Genomic DNA, 17,644 nt, shown 5'->3' with positions numbered 1-17,644 from the left:
AATAGAGTTCGGCGACAGAAAAAATAAAACTATACGGTATTTTTCCTATTTTTTGGTTAAGCTTAGAGTGAAAAATGTAGAAAAGATGAAGAAAACAAAAGAGATACTTTGCATATGTTAGAACAGTACTTAAGAAAACTTCCTTTCTATGAGAAAACTTGGTTTCAGTTCGTTTTATTTGTACTGCGACGCTTTGAGGCTGATCGATGTCGTGAACAAGCAGGTTCACTGACCTATACCACCTTGTTTGCCGTCGTTCCGATGCTGACGGTTTTTTTGGTGATCATTTCCTCAATCAAAGCGCTTGAACCTGCACGGCAGCAATTACAACAACTGATCTATAGTAATTTTTTACCGAAAACCACGATTGCTTTTGACAAGGCTTTAAATGCGTTTACCGATAAATCCAGTAATTTAACCATTATTGGGATCTTATTTTTATTTGTCACCACCGTCATGATGCTGACCAGCATTGAAAAAGTGTTTAACCGTATTTGGCGAGTCCGCGAAACACGTGGCGGCATTATTGGCTTTATGCGCTATTGGACCATTATTTCTTTGGGTCCTATTCTACTTGGTAGTGCCTTTGTTATTTCATCGACGATGGCTTCCCTCAATGTTTTGAGCAATAATTTTGCAGGCTATGAGCTCAATGGCGCATTTGTCCTGTGGCTGATTTCATTCTGCTTAACCGTCGTCGGCTTTTTTATTCTGAATTGGACCATTCCAAACCGAAGTGTCCCGATTAAATCCGCTTTGATTGCAGGCTTATTTAGTGCCGTCGTGTTTGAACTCCTGAAAAACTTGTTCGGCTTTATCATGTCGAACTTCACCAGCTATGAAGTCGTTTATGGTGCCTTTGCTGCGATTCCTATTTTCTTATTATGGATTTTTTTGTCGTGGAATATTGTCCTGATTGGGGTTGAAATCAGCTACGCGCTCACCGCATTTACTGCCCACAAAGAACAAAAGCGCCATCCTGTGATTATGTTGCTCGACCTGATGGAACTGTTTTATAAAAAGCAACAACACGGACTCAGTGTTTCCGATGATGAAGCTTTAGATGTTTTAGGAAGAGATGAAATTGGACGTTGGCCGAGTTATGTATTAATGCTTGAACAGCAGAACTTAGTTAAACGTACCGATGACAACCAATACGTGCTGGTGCGGAATTTATCCCAAGTCGATTTTTGGAGTTTCTATAGTCAGCTTCCCTATCCATTACCGAAGCGTCGCGACTTAAGCAACGTGCATCATGACGATCTTTGGATCAAGAAAATTGGGCCAGCGTTAGTAGAATCGGATGATTACTTAGCGGCCAAACTTGCCATTCCACTGTCTACAATTTTTGATGATAAGTCTTAAGACTTCATATAAAAAAACGTGTCCAAGACACGTTTTTTTATCATCCAACTCAAATCGGCCTGAGTTTAAGACAGGTTCAAGCCGACTCAGTATTTACTGCAAAGCCATTTTAAGTGCCTGTACATACTGCTTAATTTTGTGATGCAAACTCACACCCATCACACCCATCACACCCATCAACACAAAGCATGTACCTACCAAAAAGTTGAGTTCCAACTGTTCATTGAGTAACACTACACCAAAACACATCCCAAAGATTGGGGTCAAAAAAGAAAAGACTCCCAACTGCGATGCCAAATATTTTTTCAACAGCCAAAACCAAATCAGATAACTGGCAAATGACACGACAACGGTATGGAAAAGCAAACTTGTAAGGGATAATACAGACCAGTGAATTGTCGCTTGTCCCATGAAAAAAGCCACAGGCAATAACACCAAGAAAGCGATAAAAAGCTGATAAAACAAAGTTTGGGTCGCAGGTGCTTCTGCTAGTTTAGTCAACCGAACTGCAATAGTTGTGGCTGCCCACAATACCCCTGCCAAAAGTGCTAAAGCATCACCCCAAAGTGCCGAACTCGCAGCCGCTTGTGAAGCTGCAGGACGAAATAAAAATGCAATCACGATCCCCAAAAATGCACATGCAATGCCCAACCACTGGATAAATGATAAACGCTCAGAAGGCAACTTCCAGTGCAAACCCAATGCGACAAAAATAGGCGCGGTATAAAGCAAAACTACGGTATGCGCCGCGGAGGTAAAACGTAAAGCTTGAGCGACCAGAAAAAATTCTGCTGCAAATAAAAGCCCAACTAAAATTCCTGCGGCTAAGTAGTCTCGCCCCCATAAAGATGTGCCCTTTGCCAGCTTGATCATGGGGTAAACCATCAACGCAGAGAGACCTGAGCGAAGTGCAATTTGCATCACTGCAGAAATATCGGGGGCAGCAAGCTTTAACACCACTTGTTGCAATCCCCACAAAATACACAGCCCAAACATAATCCCTGAAGCTTTACTGTCCAGCGCTTGACGACTACTCACGACCTGCTCCACTGAAAAAGATCAAAGCTCACTATAGATTTGTCTGAAATAAAACATATAATTTAAAACAGACAAGAGATCTTCTTATTCAGGCAATTTCAGCCATGCCCCAACGACAACAAAAAAAGAGCGTGCCACTCAAACAATTACCGACCAATGATCATATTGATAAATTATTGTGGATCAGCTTTCGCGAAGACCCCGCGCAGTCGGTTTATCCTGTGCATGGACATGCATGGGGCGAATTTGTATATGCCTTTAATGGTGTGATGGAGGTGAATATCAACCAGATTGACTACCTTACCCCGCCACCTTATGGCATTTGGCTTCCCCCCAATGTGGCTCATAGCAGCTTAAATCGTACCGATGTTTCGCATGGCACCTTGTATATCCATGAAAGCTTATGCACTCATCTGCCTCAACAAGCAGGTATTATGCTCAGCTCGCCTTTGGTCTCGGCTCTATTTAAGCATTTGAGACAACACAGCCTACCAGATGATGCACCTGAACACATGCGCTTACTCTATGTCTTGCTTGATCAATTACACCATGCAGAATTGGTCAGTAGCTATTTACCGCACTCTGAACACCCGACCCTAAAAAGCATTTTAGATTTTTTACATCTGCACCCTGCGGACAACAGTTCTTTGCAACAACTGGCAGTACAGCACAATATGACTGAGCGCACACTGGCACGTTATAGTCAAAAAGAACTTGGCATGTCCTTGAATGAATGGCGACAGCGCTTAAAAGTCATGAAAGCCATGAGCATGCTGACAGAAGGAAAAAAAGTCGAAAGTATCGCGCTGGATTTGGGCTATGCCAATGCCTCGGCCTTTATTAATATGTTTAAACGCTGGATGGTATATACCCCCGATCAGTTCCGTAAACTGTACCATAGCCACCAATAACGCTAAAAAAAGATCACCGAAGTGATCTTTTTGAATGATGGGGTTTGAAAGCCTGTAAATTAAGCTTTAACAAAGGTATTCCAAGAATAGTCTTGGTTTTTGCCTTTTAGAGTCATTTTCAACTGCTCACCCGCCTGTAGTGCAGCAACCCCAGCAGGTGTACCTGTCATGACTACATCGCCCGCTTCCAAAGTGAAGACTTGGCTAATGTCGGCCAACAAGGTGCCAATGTCAAAAATTAAGTGTGCAGTGTTGCCCGCTTGGCGAAGCTCATCATTGACATGAAAACTGTAGTGCACATCATCCCAGTCCTGTACCACATCGGAAACAGCAACCCAGTCTGCCAGTACACACGAACCATCAAAGGCTTTGGCACGTTCCCAAGGCTGGCCTTTGGTTTTCAAATCATCTTGTAAGTCACGCAAGGTTAAGTCCAAACCTAAAGTTACAGCCCCTACCGCTTGAAGGGCTTGAGCTGGATCGGCTGCTTTGCTTAGGCGATGGTCAATGCGTAAAACCAGTTCACATTCATAATGGCAACTCCCCCATGCAGGATTCCAAGAGATGCCCGCATCTAAACTGAGCAAACTGCTCGGTGGTTTGATAAATAAAACGGGACAATCAGGAATCGCATTGCCTAATTCTTTGGCATGGTCTGCATAACTACGACCGACACAGACAATTTTAGATGGACGTGTACTCATGATCTTCCTCTGATTTTTTGATGGTGTTATGGAGCAAAATGCTTATTTTTTAAAAGTATTTTCAAATTTTGCTTGATCCGCACTATCGGCCAACGCACGCTTAGGCACAATCACCACAGTACGGTTTTTCAGCTCAAGCATATAGGTCAGCTTGCCACTGGCAAACTTTTGCACTTCATTATAATGGACCACTTGCTTGCGACCATTGGCATAAATTTCCGCATAATCTTGGTATAAATCGATGCCTTGCTCACTTTTACCAAACTGATATTTCACAAATTGGCGCTTAAACATCATCGGCAGGAACCAATAGCGCATGAGAATTTGTAAAACCAAGAAAAATATACCCAATGCCACATAGTAGCGACCGACGCCTGAAAAACCGAGCATAAAGCCCCACACAATAATCCCGACACTAATCAACGGCGTGATAAAACGCGTCATTTGCTTTTTACCAAAAGTTGCTAAGGCAAAACCATCTTGGGATTCTTCTAAAGTGAGGAAATAACGTGTCGATAATGCAGGCTTGTTCTCTGACATAGGGTCATATCAAATAGCTAAAAATATTGTGCTCAATACTACAACACAATCGATCATTTTTTTAGGACTTTAGCAGATCGATGTTGATTAGTGGCGATCCACTTAAGCCGAGGCCATACCGATATCAGAACTACATCATAAAACTGAGATGCAAAAAACAACTGAATAACTACGGCAAAAAATCCATCCCTGCTATTAATTTCTACTGAACAGAAAGTGCAGGCACAAAAAAACCGCAACATGTGCGGTTTTTTCAATATTGATCAAGTTGGTGCGCTCAGAGAGATTCGAACTCCCGACCCCTTAGTTCGTAGCCAAGTGCTCTATCCAGCTGAGCTATGAGCGCGACGTCTTGATGGGGTGCATTGTATATGGTTTATTTCATTTTGATAAGTCATTTTGTAGTAACAAACCATCAAATGTTTATTAATCGTACATAAATCAGATTAAGTCGCTAAAAAATATATAAATAATTACAACATTCACTCAATACATTAAAAATTAGTGCAAATTCACAAACAGCAACCACAACTAGTATGAGATTCTTTATAATCAAATAGAAGAATTACGTAAAATTAATTTAAGATACAAATGCCAAATCAAACAGATCAATCAACTTTAAACATGAGTAAAATTGGACCAGCAATAGCATCTATACTTATCCTGCTCATCGTCATTGGCTATTCTATTAAAACAATAAAAAATCAAGTTCGATATATTGAAAGCTTACACTCAAACGAATGGCACGTATTTGAAAGGCATATGACTTCAAACTATTTTTTTACCGTGTCAAAATTTCGAGATAATAGTCAAAGCCTATATATAAGCCAGAATGGTGACGTATTTTATTCTCAACTTTGCACTAACAAACTAAAAAATATCTGTAAATTAGCTTATTCATCTGAAATAAAAGTTGAAAGTGTACTATTTTATGCTCAAATACATAAACGGACAGGGCGATATACTTCACTACATTTAAAAGACATCATTTTCATAGATCAAAACAATCGCCAACAAACATTTAATTATTTAACTACTTCTCCAGATGATCAAAACTCTATTTCTAATAAAAAAAATAGTTTATGGATTTCACTCATACTCATATTTATAAGTTATTTATTCTTCGGATCTTTGGCATCTTTTCAGATTTCCGATAGCATTCCTCAAAATATTAAAATGCAAAAAAAGATCAATAAAACTATTATTCTCGCAATCTGTATGTGTTACTGCTATTTAATTGCAATCACATTAATTACATTCTTGAGAAATTAATATTTTTCAAATATAAAATGATCAGACACAAAAAAACCGCAACATGTGCGGTTGATTGTTCAAGTTGGTGCGCTCAGAGAGATTCGAACTCCCGACCCCTTAGTTCGTAGCCAAGTGCTCTATCCAGCTGAGCTATGAGCGCATTACTTGTGTGCCAATTCAGGCGATACGTTACATACAGTTTACTTATTGGTGCGCTCAGAGAGATTCGAACTCCCGACCCCTTAGTTCGTAGCCAAGTGCTCTATCCAGCTGAGCTATGAGCGCGACATAAGTAAAGTTGGCGGTGAGAGAGGGATTCGAACCCTCGGTACAGTTACCCGTACGCATCCTTAGCAGGGATGTGGTTTCAGCCACTCACCCATCTCACCGTAACGTGCGGCCATAATACAAACTTCATGCTAGCACTGCAAGCACAGACACTCAATTTTTTGCATATTTTCGTTCAATTAAATACTTTTTAAACAATTTAGAGCGGATTCATTCGAATTTTTTCTTTTCTCTACATCTGCATGTTGAATAAAACAGCAGATATTCTAAATTGCCGACATAAAACACAATATTGCAATCATTTGCGTGCAGTCTGTCTTCGCATGACTTATGCTAATCCTATCTACTGACATACAGCCAAAGACATTATGAAAAATTGGGTCGATCCTGAAGCAAAAGCTGAAGCTGAACGTTATGACAACCCTATTCCGAGCCGCACGCTCATTTTAGAAACCATCGAAGAAAAAAAGACGGCGTTATCGCATGCGGACTTGGTCGAAATTTTTGAAATTGCAGATCAAAAAAGCATTGAAGCGCTCAGCCATCGCTTAATTGCGATGGTTCGTGATGGTCAACTGATGAAAGATGGCTTTAAGTTTCAAATTGCCGAAGAGCAACCTGAACATGAAGCAACGGTTTACATCAATAGTAAAGGCTTTGGCACGGCGAATATTGCAGGTCATGAAGACTTACTTTTACCTGAACGCGAACTGCGCCAAGTGTTTAATGGTGACCGTGTTAAAGTGCGTCAAACCTCAGTGGACCGCAAAGGTAAAGCTTGGGGCTTTATTACCGAAGTAGTGCAACACCGTGTGAAGCAAATCATTGGTAAAGTATCGATACATGACGGTGAATACTTTATTCAGCCAGCAAATCCGAATGCGCACCAACCGATTACTTTAGAAAAAGAATTAATCGAACACGCACAAGTCAAAGTGGGCGATTCGGTTCGTGTTGCAATTGATGACTACCCAACCAAAGATGAGTTGGCGACAGGTCATATTGTGCAATCGATGGCAGACAAGGCCGATACTGAAATTATTATTCCGCAAACCATTTTAGAGTTTGGTTTGCCGTATGAATTCCCAGAAGAAGTCATTAAAGAAGCAGAGAGCTTTAAAGAGCCTTCAGCGCAAGACCGTGAAGGTCGTATTGACCTACGTGATTTAGCCTTAGTCACTATTGATGGTGAAGATGCACGCGACTTCGATGACGCAGTCTATGCAGAAAAACGTCCAGGCGGCGGTTACCGTGTGGTGGTGGCCATTGCAGATGTGAGTCACTATGTCCGTTCAGGCAAACCACTAGATGATGAAGCTCAAGAACGGGGTACATCGGTGTATTTCCCTCACTTTGTTTTACCGATGTTGCCTGAAGCTCTTTCGAATGGCTTATGTTCACTCAATCCGCATGTAGACCGTCTATGTATGGTCTGTGATTTAAACCTGTCACGTGCCGGTCGCGTCACCAAGTTTGAGTTCTACCCGTCTGTGATGCACTCAAAGGCACGTTTAACCTATACCAATGTTGCCCAGTACTTTGAAGGCGACAGCAGTGCCATTCCTGAAGACCATGATGTTCGCAAATCCTTGAACACCCTGTTCCAACTCTATCAAGTCCTCAAAGGTTTACGTGCTGAACGTCATGCCATGGAATTTGAAACCGTTGAAACTTACATGACCTTTGATGAGCTGGGCGGCATTAAGGAAATTTTACCGCGTACGCGTAATGATGCGCACAAACTGATTGAAGAATGTATGTTGTTGGCAAACGTGGCAGCGGCTGAATATGCGCTACAACATGATGTGCCAATGTTATACCGTATTCATGAACCACCTGAGTTTTCACGTATTCAAAAAGTACGCGACTTTGTCAAACTGCTAGGTCTATCGTTCCCAGAACAGCCGACTCAGAAAGACTACCAAGCCGTGATTGATGCAACCAAAGACCGTATTGATGCTCCAAGTATTCATGCCGTGCTGTTACGTTCGATGATGCAAGCCTACTACGGCGCGAATAACGCAGGTCACTTTGGTTTGGCATATGAAGCGTATACGCACTTCACTTCTCCAATTCGTCGTTACCCAGACTTGTTGTTACACCGTGCCATTAAAGCCAAGTTAAAACATAAACCTGCACCTCTTTCCGGGGCCGCTTTGGATGATGCTGGTCAACATTTCTCTGCGACTGAACGTCGTGCAGATGAAGCGTCTCGCTCTGTCACCACATGGTTGAAATGTCATTATATGCAGCAGCATTTGGGTGAAGAGTTTGTCGGTACCATTTCTGCCGTAGCGGAATTTGGTCTGTTTGTGACACTCAAAGACTTATATGTTGACGGCATGATCCATGTCAGCCAACTGGGCGATGACTACTTTGTCTATGATCAACCAAGTCAGAGCTTGATTGGACAGGCACGCGGTCAGAGCTTTAGCTTGGGCGATGAAGTAAAAATCAAAGTTGCAGCAGTGAATTTAGAAGACCGCAAAATTGATTTTGAATTATTGCAGCAACTCTCACATGGTGGTCGGCCCATACGTAGTCGAGCGCCCCGTGTTGGCAAAGCCAAAACAGCACGAAGCGAAAGTAAAGAAGAAGTCTTTAGCGAGTCGACAAACGCCTCTCCCAGTAACAGTGGAGACCAGCCCATACGACGCAAAAAAGATAAATCCCAACCTAGCTCCTACAGCAAAAAGCCTAGTAAAAAATCTTCATCAAAGTCTGAAACAAAGGTTAAAGATAAAGTGAAGAAAAAGTCGAAACCTAAAAAGAAAAAATCAAATGCAAAAGCAAAAACTGAGTAAATGATGTAAAAGGTGCTAGGGCTTAATGTCCTAGCACCTTTTTTCATAGGGCCAACATGAACTTTTTGCGTTTATTTTTAAGCAAACCTATCAGTCAATATCATCCCTTGCTTTATTTCATGGCCACGCGTAGCCGACGTATGATGCGCTATTGGCAATGGAAAACAGATGGGAAAGACTATGCGCATTCATTTTCTAACGCCCCTTTGGCTTTTCGCGTCAAAAAGCATCAGTCCGTTCTGATTCGTAAATTAGGCGACAGCGATCAACACTGGCAACACAATAAAGTCATCAATCTCAAAATTGCCAGTCCGTGTATTTCCGGGATTTTAATCCACCCACAACAGACTTTTTCTTTTTGTCAGTTGGTAGGACAACCAACAACTCAAAAAGGCTATGTTGAGGGAATGGAACTCAGCTTTGGTCAAGCACGCGGTGGTATTGGTGGCGGGATTTGCCAAATTGCCAATCTTATTCACTGGCTTGTCTTACATAGCCCGTTACAAGTGGTACAACGTTCACAGCATTCCTTTGACCCTTTCCCAGATCATGGTCGTATACTTCCATTTGGTAGTGGCGCTGCAATTTTTTATAACTATATCGATTATCAATTTTACAATCCCACCCCACATAGCTTTCAAATTCGGCTGTGGTTTAGTGAGAAATGTTTAGAAGGTGAACTGCGCTGCTCCGCCGATTTAGGCTATGTCTACCATGTGTTTGAGCAACAGCATGCCTTCCTAAAAATCGGGACGGATTACTACCGACAAAACGAAATTTGGCGACACCGCAAAGAAAAATATAAAAGCGGTGAAATCTTAGCAACTGAATGCATGACCCGTAACTTTGCCAAAGTGCTTTATCAGCCCTCACACATTGACCAGCACTACCCATCATGGGCTGAATTTCAAGCAGCGCAAAACATCAAAACCAATTAAAACTTGATTTCCCGCGGCATCACCCTTACATCTAGTGATAACTGAACATTTAATTTGGCTTAAACGCATGACATTAGAAAAAGCAACCTTGCCTGTTCCACAGTTTGATCAAATCACCTTAGTACAACTCCAACAACAGATCGAACAGGCAATTCAACAGGGTCAACATTTCTTAAAAGACCTGAGCGAAGTCCCTGAATCAATTCAGGCACAGCTTGCAGTCTTAGAACAAGTCAATCATTTAGAAAATAATATGAGTGAAGCATGGGGCGTGCTGTCCCACCTCAATGCCGTGATGAACAATGCTGAAACTCGTGAGGTGTACCAGTCACTATTACCAAGCTTAAGTGAATACTATACCGAGTTAGGTCAACACACAGCGCTGTATCAAACCTATCAACACATTCATGATGCTGCACAATTTGATCACCTCCCTGAAGCCCAACAAAGTGCGATTAAACTTGCACTGCGCGACTTCAAACTGTCAGGGGTGGCTTTAGAAGGTGAAGCCAAAAAACGTTATGCAGAAATTTCGGCACGTTTATCACAACTGTCTTCAGAGTTTTCCAACCATGTTTTGGATGCAACCCAAGCCTATTTCAAACCTTTAGCGGAACACGAACTGGCAGGCTTACCACAAAGCAGTATTGAGCTGTTAAAACAATATGGTCAGCAGCGCGAACTTGATCAACCCGTTGCCACTTTAGACTTTCCATCGTACTTGGCGATTATGACCTACGCGGAAAACCGTCCTTTACGCGAAGAACTGTATCGTGCCTATACCACACGTGCATCTGATCAGTCTGAACACGCTGAGTTTGATAACACCGCGGCGATGGAAGAGATCTTAAGCCTGCGTCAGGAAATGGCGGTACTGTTGGGTTTCAACAACTACGCCGAGCTTTCATTGGCCAGCAAAATGGCGCCAAATGTAGCAACGGTGGATCAGTTCTTACGTGATTTAGCTGAACATTCACGCGCCCCTGCACTCAAAGAAGTGGCGGAGCTGAAAGCCATTGCCACTGAAGATGGCATTGAGGATTTAAAACCGTGGGATAGCACATATTATTCGGAAAAATTGAAAGTCCAACAGTTCAATTTATCTCAAGAAGCACTCAAGCCCTACTTCCCTGCACCCAAGATTTTGCAGGGCTTATTTAGCATTGTGAATCGCCTTTATGGGATTCAAATTGTGGAGCGTGAAGCCCCCGTTTGGCACCCAGATGCACGCTATTTTGAACTCGAAGATCAAGGCGTAGTAGTCGGTGGATTCTACTTTGACCTCTATGCACGTCAGGGAAAACGTGGTGGCGCATGGATGAGTGGTTTCCGCTCTCGCACCCAAACAACGCACGGCCTACAAAAACCGATTTGCTATATGGTGTGTAACTTTACGCCACCAGTGGGAGATCAAGCAGCGCTACTGACACATGATGAAGTGATCACATTGTTCCATGAATTTGGACATGGTTTACATCATATGTTGACAGAAGTCGACAATATTGCGGTTGCAGGCACACACGGCGTGGCATGGGATGCTGTAGAGTTACCAAGCCAATTCATGGAGTTTTGGGCATGGGATACCGAAAGCTTAGACCTGCTCAGTGCACATATTGATACCCAAGAAACCTTACCAGAAAATCTACTGAAATCCTTGCTGGACGCGCGTTTCTTCCAATCCGGCATGCAAAGTTTACGTCAAATTGAGTTTGCGCTGTTCGACCTTAGCATTCATAAAGCAGCTCCAGCTTTGAAAGCGGACCAAGTGCAAGCCACCTTAAATGACATCCGTGCACAATACGCTGTTCTAGAGACTACTCCTTATAACCGATTCCAACATAGCTTCAGCCATATTTTCGCAGGCGGCTATGCAGCAGGTTATTATTCTTATAAATGGGCGGAAGTTTTGGCCAGTGATGCCTTCGATCGTTTCGAAAATGAAGGGATTTTTAATACCGCCACTGGAAAAGAATTTCGCCAGTTTATTCTAGCAGTTGGCGGAAAAGATACAGCGCTTGATGCATTTATCAATTTCCGTGGGCGCGAGCCAAAAATAGATGCTTTACTTCGTCATCAAGGTTGGACGAACCGCTAAAAAAGTGAGTAAACTAGGCGCCTAAATTGTTCAGAAGGTAAGTCTAATGACTATTAAACGTCGTTTCATTGCAGGTGCAAAATGTCCTAAATGTCAGGCGATGGATCGAGTTGTTATGCTTACCTCGAATGACGATGAATGGATTGAATGTATCGACTGTGGTTATTCTGAGAATCGTCCGACTCATGTAAATGAGCCTCAGATCCCAGCTATCCCCGACGAGGTTGGGGTCATTCAATTTAAACCACGTCAATCCAAAGAATAAAGGTTGAGTCGAATGTCGTCCGTACAACACAACAACCCTAAATTACTCTGGGGTATTACAGCAGGTTTGGTCGCAATCATTGCGATTTTTGCACTTTATCAATGGTTGTTTACTGCACAAGAGCCTACAACACCGTTGCACCAAGCGGAGTTGATTCAACCGACCGTCAAAGCGCTTCCAGAAGCTGAAAAAGCAGCTTCGACCGCCATGGCTGACAACACCATCAAATTGGTCGAAGAAGAAATTTTAAAAGCCCCTGTCCCTGAAAATGCCTCACTTGCTAAAGAAGAAGTGGCGAAACTGGACGATATTCAAAGCCAGTTGAAGGAACAGGAAAAGAGCTTGCAAGCACAGCACAAAGATGCCGATGAACTGGTAAAGCTCAAAGAAGAACAAATTAAACTGTTAGAAGCCCAATTGGCTGCTCGGTAAAATACGGTTGTTATTTTTAAAGACGTTAGCTTATCGACTGATACGCTAACGTCTTTTTTTGCCCTGCTGCTTCACCCACCTTTTCAATCAGCACTAAGCTATTACATAACTCATCATCTCTTTTGAACCACCTCCACTAATAAAGTCTCTAGTCGCTATACATCACAGCCCCTAGCTCATACCAAAGATATCTTTTAGAAAGACTTTATTTGTCGATTAATTCTTTTCATTGAGCTTAAGTGCTGGCTGATTTTTAAGATGGGACGCTTAACAATACCCTTGTACTTTGTTTTGATTTGAGTGGGTAGTCGCTGCAAAGAAACCATTTTCCTTAAAATCATCATGAATAAAATCCCAAGCATAAAAAAGCATCCGAAGATGCTTTTTTATGGCCTAACTCAAGTTCACAACTTAGTGATACCAGCCAAATAACTTAAAGAAGTATGGAACATAAGCAATGATCAGCATCGCTGGGAACAACACGATCAATGGTAAAATCCAACGTTCATAACGATAATAGAAAGACAAATGACGCACTTCCTCATCAGCCTCATTCACCTCGGCATCACCAATGGATTGTCTTGCTAAAAGATGATTGAGTGCCACAGGTGGTGTCACATAGCCCAACTCAAAGCCAATCAAGGTGATCATCCAGAAGTGTACAGGATGAATACCATATTGATAGGCCACAGGCGCAACCGTCGCAGAAATCAAGATCACGGCGCCAAACGGATCCATAATCATCCCAACAAAGACCATCAATCCCACAATCAGAGTAATAACAATAAACGTACTGCTAATATCGGTTGGGAAGAAACTCATCACCTCCGTACGTTCAAGCAATCCGCCCACGCTGACTGAAAGTGCCATTAAAATGACCAAAGCGCCAATATGCCCAACAGTTTCACTGGTCGAGATATGCATCGACTTCCAAAAACCGACTTGGCGTAACACGTCCATGGAGCTGGATTGAACCACTCCATGATTCACCACTTGTCCATCATCTGACGCATTGCCATGTAGCCCTTCACGGTATTCCGCATGGGCAACTTGCGCACCCGCTAAAGCAGGCTCAGCATTTGAATTATAATTTGCGCTAAGCATCTCATCCCAATGACCCACCGCAGGCAAAGGCGCAGGCTGATGACGCAATTTATCAAACAACACAATCATCAATAAAATCACAGGCATCATCACAGGTGCAGTAAATTCATTTAGGTCAGTGTCTAATAAGAATTTATAGAACATCCACGTGAGGACAAAAATCACGATATAAGGCACAACTGCTAAGAAAGCACGCCCTGATTTCGGTGCGGCCAAACTCGGTGCCGCGATGCGGAATTTACTCTCTGCAAAGAAGAGTGAAACCACTAAAAACAGTGTTGAGGTCAGTAAGAACGTGTAAACACCATATTGATAAAGTAAGTCCGTCGTGACTTCTTTGTTTAAGGATGCCACCACCACAATCAATAAGCATGGACGCAAAACTACACCCAGCGAACCCGACATTGCCGTTGCAGCCAAAGCAAACTGACGACGTCCACCTGCATTCCAGACTTCTTTATAAATAATCGCCCCTGCTGCAATCACAAAGATCCCCGATGCACCGGTATATGCCGTCGGTAAAGCCGCAGCGATTAAAATCAACCAGGTGAGTGTTTCGGGAGCCAAATTCCATGGACGCAAAATATTTAAGAACAGATCCACGACACGGGTTTGTTTCAGCAGCATCCCCGCCCAAATGAAGAGTGCTAAATTCAGAAAAATACTGGAGAACTCAACCAACTGTCCCAAGTAAATCCCTTGCCCCATTGGGTAGTCCATGAAGAAGATAAATGCCACACCCGTAATCACAGCCATGTAGGCATACAGCGGCACACTCAGAAAAGCAAAGCCTAGACGTCCGCCAGCTTTAGCCTCTTTTGGTGGGCTAAACAGCTGCCACACACTTATCAATGTGAGTACCGAAAACAGAATCATCCACAACCAATAAATCAGCTGGGTTTCGCCATTCATCGGCACACCCGAATCTTTGACTGAATTAAATTGGCTAATGCTCGAGTAGGCTAATAGACCATTACCGAATGTCATCAGGAAACTATAAACCCGATAATCTAGCTTAGTCGCAGGGCCACGCAAACCAATATGATGGATTTTTAAGGTGGCACTAATCGCAGCTAAGACCACCATAAAAATCAACAGAATGGCACGATTTTCTGTTCCGAATTTAAAAATACCGAAAAAAGTGGTTTCAAAATTACGATAGGCACGAATACTTGGATGTGCCTCCATATGTTGCATGGCTTTATCATAAAACTGATACTTTTCTTCACACTGCTGCACACCCGCCAAAATGGATGCACGCACATCAGCTTCCGAAGCCGTACCAAAGAAGTCAGCGAACTCATCTGCAGCGTTGGCTTGCATTTGGGTTTTGACCATAGCATCCACATTGGGCTGACGATTACACTCTGGCTTGGCTGGCTCTGCCCTTAAAAAAGAATACTGCATACCTGTGGCTGGATCGCCATATAAGCGCTCACCCATACGCAGCAACTGGCCATGGATCATTTCACCTGTACCAATTAATAGCGTAAGTAACAGTAAAATCAGAATGAAAAAAGTAGAAATCCACTCGGTCCATATATACTTCAGCAGATCGAGTCCTGATCTGCGCTGTCCATGATTCTGCATGTTGTTTCCTATTTTTATTACCGTTCTATTCGGCGCAATACACCGTAGAACCTGTCGTTTTAGTCGGCTCGAGCTTGTCCTTTCTCTATGCCTTTAGATTTTTGTTTTGTTTATCTTTGCATCAAATTTATATTTTTGAATATGACAATCTGGATTTTCTTTTTAGAATTTAGGTCAATAGATTACTCATCAAATAGATTCACCCCGATTAAATACAAAGCTGCAATCACAATTCCCCAGATCACGCCCAACAAATGTGCCTCGACCAAAACAGGGCTACCGATCAGTTCAGCCGTAGCACTCTCGCCAAAGGTATTTTCCCAAATTAGTTTGCCTAAAATGAGAAACAACACCAAACTCGCAAACATCCGTTCTTTACGGTATAGCAAATGGACAATCGCTATGGCAGTGAACATTCCATGCAGCACACCAGACAGCCCTGCATAGGCTTCAATATCCCCCAGAAAATAATAAAAACTGAGACTAATCAGCGGCGGTAAAACCAGCAATAAAGCCACAAAATGCCAGACACGGGCCCGCGGAAAAATAAAAGGCAAACACATAAAAGCCAGCATATTGAGTGTAAAATGGATCCAACCCACATGCACCCAGTGCGCTGTCCACAAGCGCCAAATTTCAGGAAAAATATCCACTCGCCAATAAATAAATTGATCTTTAAAAATCTGTAGGCATGCCGAGATCGACACGACAAACGCAATCAAAATAATTTTTCGATTCAGAAATTGATCATGCATCACATGTCCTTATCGTGTTGCTCATTCATTTATTGTTATTTTTTCTGCGCTTCCGCTCAGTTTAAAATTGGTTAACTTTCACTAAACAATTCATCAAGCTCAGAACGGTCTTCTTTTTCATCCCAGAAATGCGCCATACCACCATCCCCAGTTCGTGTCCCCGTGTGTTCAGTCCAATAACGATCTGAAATCCCCTGAACCATACTCGAGGCCATACTATCAATCAGTTTAAATTGTGGATTGCTCTGTTTTTCATCGCTATAAGAGGCCGCATAACTTTTCAATGCATCACGAATCTTGGCATCGTCCCCACTGGCTTGAGCCGCTATAGCATACATTGCATGAGATAAACGAACCCCTTTTTGCTCTCCAATTTGCATCGATTGTTTCAAGGTCTGATATGGATCAGGTTTACCTTCACCCGCACCTGGCAATAAGGTCCAAATCACCGCACGTGTTGCATTCGGCGCACCCCAAAACTTTTCATTGTCTAGACACACCATCCCACGTTCAACAATCGCCGCAATGTCTTTAGGAACATTGACTGCACCACCTGAGTTAATATCATTGGTCATGGCTTGTAACCCACTCAACATCCCCAGCATATATACAGTTTGATCCAAATCGCTGTTCATTTTTGGGCAGCCTTCACCCAATGGTTTCTTATATTTCTTTTCCCAGCGGTTTTGAAAAAGTTGATAGCCCGTATATTGGCGTTGTGCTGCAGTCGCCGCCCAACGCTTTTGTTCAATTCGAGCATCCTGTGCTTCAGAGACATTGCTTGCTTTCGAGGCACGCAAATAACGTAACTCAGCCTCAAGTGCCTGATTTTCCGCACAAATACCCGATGCTGAATAAAGTAGAACTGCCACACGCGTTGGATCTGCCCCCATGTCTTTGGTCGACATAATCGCAGGGGTCAAAGCATTGCCTGAGTTACACACCATCTCAGCGTCTTCCATGGCTAAAATAGGCGGTACTATATGTTTTTCACTAAACCCGAGCGCAACATTGGCGCCTGTTTTAACCACTTGTGAACAACCCGAAAATAATAAACTTGTAAGCACTACAACAGCCACACCTTGGCCTATTTTTTGGACTTGCGACATTTTCCTGTCCTCTATTTGTATAATTGTATGTGTCCATGCTGACAAACATAGCAGAAGCATTTTCCGAAGAAAAGAGTATTTACTCTAAATCAGACCACTACTCTGCCATGAAATAAAAAGCGGAAAATTGACTAAAATGACGCCTCAACTTTTTTTTAGGCAAAAAAAAGTAGCATAGCGACGGTTCGGCACATGCTACTTATCAACTGGGAAGCCTAGCTAGGCTTTGTTTGGTGCAAATCGTTCCTTCAGCACAGTTCCTAATCGTCCTATAACAATCGCTAACACAATTGCTACCACTAGAAACATCCAAGTTGGGATCATCATACGATTTTCCTTGTTTGCTGTTGGTGATTTGAATGTACATTTTAAGATCAAAAAACTGTAGGAAAGTTGTCTGACAATCCAAAAAAGCACATCAGTTTCTTCAGATATGTCAGACAAAGTAAGAC

13 protein-coding genes, 4 tRNA genes and 2 pseudogenes are annotated in these 17,644 nt (G+C 42.6%); 8 read left to right on the top strand and 11 right to left on the bottom strand.

Translation table 11 applies throughout. The annotated features are described in order from the left end of the window. Positions 1-114: 114 nt before the first annotated feature. Positions 115-1,365 (top strand): YihY family inner membrane protein, encoded by a 1,251-nt coding sequence (locus tag AC4CU2_RS02230; RefSeq protein ID WP_176538317.1) that lies wholly within the window; start codon positions 115-117, stop codon positions 1,363-1,365. Between the two features lie 93 nt (positions 1,366-1,458). On the opposite strand, the gene AC4CU2_RS02225 is transcribed toward AC4CU2_RS02230, so the two are convergent. Next, entirely contained in the window at positions 1,459-2,403 is a 945-nt protein-coding gene (locus AC4CU2_RS02225; protein ID WP_490768211.1) for a DMT family transporter, read from the bottom strand. Positions 2,404-2,507: 104 nt separating this feature from the next. Between AC4CU2_RS02225 and AC4CU2_RS02220 the strand changes: the two genes are divergently transcribed. After that, the gene (locus AC4CU2_RS02220; protein WP_490768210.1) at positions 2,508-3,314 is read left to right on the top strand and encodes an AraC family transcriptional regulator; all 807 of its coding nucleotides are present in this window, start codon (positions 2,508-2,510) and stop codon (positions 3,312-3,314) included. 59 nt (positions 3,315-3,373) lie between these two features. On the opposite strand, the gene AC4CU2_RS02215 is transcribed toward AC4CU2_RS02220, so the two are convergent. The 3 genes from AC4CU2_RS02215 to AC4CU2_RS02205 form a co-directional block, all read right to left on the bottom strand. Then, positions 3,374-4,018, bottom strand: a complete 645-nt coding sequence (locus AC4CU2_RS02215; RefSeq protein ID WP_490768209.1) for a fumarylacetoacetate hydrolase family protein — start codon at positions 4,016-4,018, stop codon at positions 3,374-3,376. A 42-nt stretch (positions 4,019-4,060) separates the two neighbouring features. Next, positions 4,061-4,558 (bottom strand): YcxB family protein, encoded by a 498-nt coding sequence (locus tag AC4CU2_RS02210; protein ID WP_004691260.1) that lies wholly within the window; start codon positions 4,556-4,558, stop codon positions 4,061-4,063. A gap of 269 nt (positions 4,559-4,827) precedes the next feature. Then, a tRNA-Arg gene (locus AC4CU2_RS02205) sits at positions 4,828-4,904 on the bottom strand. Positions 4,905-5,149: 245 nt separating this feature from the next. On the opposite strand from AC4CU2_RS02205, the gene AC4CU2_RS02200 reads away from it, so the two are divergent. Next, complete coding sequence (locus AC4CU2_RS02200) at positions 5,150-5,830, top strand: hypothetical protein (RefSeq protein WP_490768208.1); 681 nt, start codon at positions 5,150-5,152, stop codon at positions 5,828-5,830. Between the two features lie 65 nt (positions 5,831-5,895). On the opposite strand, the gene AC4CU2_RS02195 is transcribed toward AC4CU2_RS02200, so the two are convergent. The 3 genes from AC4CU2_RS02195 to AC4CU2_RS02185 form a co-directional block, all read right to left on the bottom strand. Beyond that, a tRNA-Arg gene (locus tag AC4CU2_RS02195) sits at positions 5,896-5,972 on the bottom strand. Positions 5,973-6,020: 48 nt separating this feature from the next. Then, positions 6,021-6,097, bottom strand: a tRNA-Arg gene (locus AC4CU2_RS02190). A 14-nt stretch (positions 6,098-6,111) separates the two neighbouring features. Then, positions 6,112-6,201: transfer RNA gene (locus tag AC4CU2_RS02185), tRNA-Ser, on the bottom strand. 264 nt (positions 6,202-6,465) lie between these two features. Between AC4CU2_RS02185 and rnr the strand changes: the two genes are divergently transcribed. From rnr to AC4CU2_RS02160, 5 genes are read left to right on the top strand one after another with little or no spacing between them, the layout of a single operon-like run. Then, positions 6,466-8,904: a ribonuclease R gene (gene rnr, locus AC4CU2_RS02180; protein WP_195729068.1), complete on the top strand. Its 2,439-nt coding sequence runs from the start codon at positions 6,466-6,468 to the stop codon at positions 8,902-8,904. Between the two features lie 56 nt (positions 8,905-8,960). Further along, positions 8,961-9,842: a VanW family protein gene (locus tag AC4CU2_RS02175; RefSeq protein WP_490768207.1), complete on the top strand. Its 882-nt coding sequence runs from the start codon at positions 8,961-8,963 to the stop codon at positions 9,840-9,842. Between the two features lie 52 nt (positions 9,843-9,894). Continuing rightward, on the top strand, positions 9,895-11,937 hold the full coding sequence (locus AC4CU2_RS02170) for a M3 family metallopeptidase (RefSeq protein WP_490769198.1): 2,043 nt from the start codon (positions 9,895-9,897) through the stop codon (positions 11,935-11,937). Positions 11,938-11,989: 52 nt separating this feature from the next. Beyond that, positions 11,990-12,202 carry a YheV family putative zinc ribbon protein gene (locus AC4CU2_RS02165; protein ID WP_201707169.1) on the top strand — a complete coding sequence of 71 codons (213 nt, stop codon included), beginning with the start codon at positions 11,990-11,992 and terminating at the stop codon, positions 12,200-12,202. 12 nt (positions 12,203-12,214) lie between these two features. Further along, positions 12,215-12,634 (top strand): hypothetical protein, encoded by a 420-nt coding sequence (locus tag AC4CU2_RS02160; protein WP_490768206.1) that lies wholly within the window; start codon positions 12,215-12,217, stop codon positions 12,632-12,634. A 411-nt stretch (positions 12,635-13,045) separates the two neighbouring features. Here the strand turns inward: AC4CU2_RS02160 and AC4CU2_RS02155 are convergent. The 4 genes and pseudogenes from AC4CU2_RS02155 to AC4CU2_RS02140 all read right to left on the bottom strand — a co-directional run. Further along, positions 13,046-13,585, bottom strand: a pseudogene (locus AC4CU2_RS02155) (TRAP transporter large permease subunit); the annotation flags it as partial. Between the two features lie 146 nt (positions 13,586-13,731). After that, positions 13,732-15,328 (bottom strand): annotated as a pseudogene (locus AC4CU2_RS02150) (TRAP transporter large permease subunit); the annotation flags it as partial. A 182-nt stretch (positions 15,329-15,510) separates the two neighbouring features. Next, positions 15,511-16,083 carry a rhombosortase gene (rrtA, locus tag AC4CU2_RS02145; protein WP_126035205.1) on the bottom strand — a complete coding sequence of 191 codons (573 nt, stop codon included), beginning with the start codon at positions 16,081-16,083 and terminating at the stop codon, positions 15,511-15,513. Positions 16,084-16,154: 71 nt separating this feature from the next. Next, positions 16,155-17,192, bottom strand: a complete 1,038-nt coding sequence (locus AC4CU2_RS02140) for a hypothetical protein (protein ID WP_490768205.1) — start codon at positions 17,190-17,192, stop codon at positions 16,155-16,157. Between the last annotated feature and the right edge of the window lie 452 nt (positions 17,193-17,644).

It is taken from the genome of Acinetobacter sp. 797_lipA, assembly GCF_058243025.1.
The sequence above is the reverse complement of the archived record's forward strand: the minus strand, read 5'-3'. Positions and strand labels throughout refer to the sequence as shown.

Coding starts and splice junctions, on each gene's coding strand:
- AC4CU2_RS02160 (WP_490768206.1), top strand. CDS start 12,215: ATGTCGTCCGTACAACACAACAACCCTAAATTACTCTGGGGTATTACA.
- AC4CU2_RS02230 (WP_176538317.1), top strand. CDS start 115: ATGTTAGAACAGTACTTAAGAAAACTTCCTTTCTATGAGAAAACTTGG.
- rrtA (WP_126035205.1), bottom strand. CDS start 16,083: ATGCATGATCAATTTCTGAATCGAAAAATTATTTTGATTGCGTTTGTC.
- AC4CU2_RS02175 (WP_490768207.1), top strand. CDS start 8,961: ATGAACTTTTTGCGTTTATTTTTAAGCAAACCTATCAGTCAATATCAT.
- AC4CU2_RS02140 (WP_490768205.1), bottom strand. CDS start 17,192: ATGTCGCAAGTCCAAAAAATAGGCCAAGGTGTGGCTGTTGTAGTGCTT.
- AC4CU2_RS02215 (WP_490768209.1), bottom strand. CDS start 4,018: ATGAGTACACGTCCATCTAAAATTGTCTGTGTCGGTCGTAGTTATGCA.
- AC4CU2_RS02210 (WP_004691260.1), bottom strand. CDS start 4,558: ATGTCAGAGAACAAGCCTGCATTATCGACACGTTATTTCCTCACTTTA.
- AC4CU2_RS02200 (WP_490768208.1), top strand. CDS start 5,150: ATGCCAAATCAAACAGATCAATCAACTTTAAACATGAGTAAAATTGGA.
- AC4CU2_RS02220 (WP_490768210.1), top strand. CDS start 2,508: ATGCCCCAACGACAACAAAAAAAGAGCGTGCCACTCAAACAATTACCG.